Annotated in this window: 2 protein-coding genes and 1 pseudogene; 1 reads left to right on the top strand and 2 read right to left on the bottom strand. The window is 43.9% G+C overall.

Going from position 1 to position 1,984, the window contains the following annotated elements; translation table 11 throughout:
* On the top strand, positions 1-229 hold a 229-nt coding region (locus tag Selli1_RS18620), incomplete at its 5' end, for a tyrosine-type recombinase/integrase (RefSeq protein ID WP_281874480.1).
* Here Selli1_RS18620 and Selli1_RS18085 read toward each other — a convergent pair.
* Both Selli1_RS18085 and Selli1_RS18080 read right to left on the bottom strand, forming a co-directional pair.
* Positions 210-1,217 carry a tyrosine-type recombinase/integrase gene (locus Selli1_RS18085; protein ID WP_281874478.1) on the bottom strand — a complete coding sequence of 336 codons (1,008 nt, stop codon included), beginning with the start codon at positions 1,215-1,217 and terminating at the stop codon, positions 210-212. The two genes, Selli1_RS18620 and Selli1_RS18085, sit on opposite strands and share 20 nt — an antisense overlap.
* A pseudogene (locus Selli1_RS18080) lies at positions 1,204-1,848 on the bottom strand (tyrosine-type recombinase/integrase); the annotation flags it as partial. The gene Selli1_RS18085 and the pseudogene Selli1_RS18080, both read right to left, overlap by 14 nt.
* Between the last annotated feature and the right edge of the window lie 136 nt (positions 1,849-1,984).

Raw genomic sequence — 1,984 nt, 5'->3', positions numbered from 1 at the left:
GGAACACCGGTTCACCTGCCATTCTTTCCGGCATGCCTTTGGAACTCACCTTTATGAAAACGGGGCCGACCTGCTTACCATCAAAAATCTCATGGGACACAAGTCCTTGAAGTCGACCCTGATCTATTATGACAAGCAAATTCTTATGACAAGTTGCCCTGGCGGATATACAGTTTTGCTGAAATATCCGCCCGAACAACTTTCCATAATTAATGCATCAATCCATTAAGCCAATCCAGAAGAGATTTGTCTTCGGTCCAATCTTTTATGGGTTTGTCCGGAAGGACATCTTTTCCAGGCTTCATCTTATCAAGCGCAGCTTTCTTCATCTTGATGCTGGTTTTTGAGTATACTTCAGTTACTTTCAGATCAGTGTGCCCAAGAAAGTCTCTTATAAAAATCGGGTTTACATCTGCTTCTGTAAGATGCATGGCCTTTGTATGCCGTATTTTATGTGGAGAGATTTCTTCAATTTCACAAGCAACCGCATATTTTTTGAGGATATACGCTATACCTTGCCGTGTAAGCTTCCTGCCCTGTGAGTTATAGAACAATGGATGCTCAAAGTCAGATGGAGAGTCCAAATGCTGTTCTAAAAGATAATTCTTCAGAAGAGCGGTAGTTTTATCCATCAGAGGAACGCTTCGGGTTTTCCTTCCTTTCCCAGTCAGTTTGACCTGGGCAGGGAATTCCAAACGAAGGTCTCCGACGCGTAAATCTGCAAGTTCCTGCACACGGGCACCGCTATCGTATAGGAGAGTGAGCAATGCCTGATCGCGGCGTCCTTTACGTGTTTTGGTATCTGGCATGGACAACAATGTTTTGGTTTCAGCTTCGCTAAGATATCCCACCTGACGCCTACTGGTCTTTTTGTAGGGGATTCCTAACACCTGCTGACATTGAAACATGTGCTCCGGAGCCTGCATCTGTATATAGCGGAACAATGAATGAATCGCAGCAAGCCTTTGATTCCTCGTGCTTATACTGTTATTGCATTTACGTTCCAACCAGTTTAGAAACTCTGCGATCCGTTCAGCAGTCAGGTCAGCTACGTTAAGATTTTCTGGCCTTATACCCAGTATATCTCGGCAGTAGGTCAATAGCCGTATGTAAGTATCTCTGTAAGAAACAATGGTGTTGCTGCTTTGGTTGCGTACCCCTGGCAGTTCCTTCAGCAAAAAATCACTGAGCATGCGGGGAAAATCATTCGTCTTCATACTCAGTTTTTACCTCCAGGTCTGGAATGATGTCAGCATATATCCTACTGATCTGATCGACCAGATCAGGAAATGCTTCCGCTGTAAGTTTCAGATAACGGCCAGTGGCGGAAAGAGAGGAATGCCCCATGTAAGTCATTAACAGCGGTAACGCAACCTGATGGGAGATCCCATTCCTCAACATCGCTTCCAGACTATGCACACAGAAAGTATGACGGAGATTATGCAGGTGAGGCCCGCCATCGCTTTTGTTCCCATGCATTATTCCGCATTCAAACAGGATATCCCGGAAGTAATGATTCACAGATGTTTTGTCATAATGCCCATTGCCACGGCGGCTCCTGAAAAAGAAGCCATCTGGCTCATAAGCTGCGTGAGTTTTACGTCCATACCATTTGATGTACTCCATCACCGAGTCGCTCACCGGGATATCGCGATCCTTATTGTTCTTCGCGTTTATAACGTGCAGGATATTTTTATCCATGTCCACATCCTTCATCCGCAGCCCGAGTGTTTCTGAGATGCGAAGGCCGCATCCATACTGAATGCGCAGAATCGCTGGATAAAAAATATGCGAATTAGAAGAATGCGGACGGATTGAATCTGCAGCATTAAAAATGTCCTTGATCTGCGAATGTGTAAAAAGTTAGTGTATAATTATTATTGGCAAAAATAGGAATTTTTCCTAAATAAAAAGGGAAGCAGAGAAAATCCCTACTTCCCAATCATACAGTTTTTCTTTATGATGTTAGTTGCAAAATAAAACA

The sequence above is a fragment of the Sellimonas catena genome (assembly GCF_027924685.1).
Classification (GTDB): domain Bacteria; phylum Bacillota; class Clostridia; order Lachnospirales; family Lachnospiraceae; genus Sellimonas; species Sellimonas catena.
This window is presented reverse-complemented; position numbering and strand designations above follow the sequence as displayed.

What these genes read in the sequence shown, in the direction of transcription:
- Selli1_RS18085 (WP_281874478.1), bottom strand. Translation starts at nt 1,217, where the DNA reads ATGAAGACGAATGATTTTCCCCGCATGCTCAGTGATTTTTTGCTGAAG.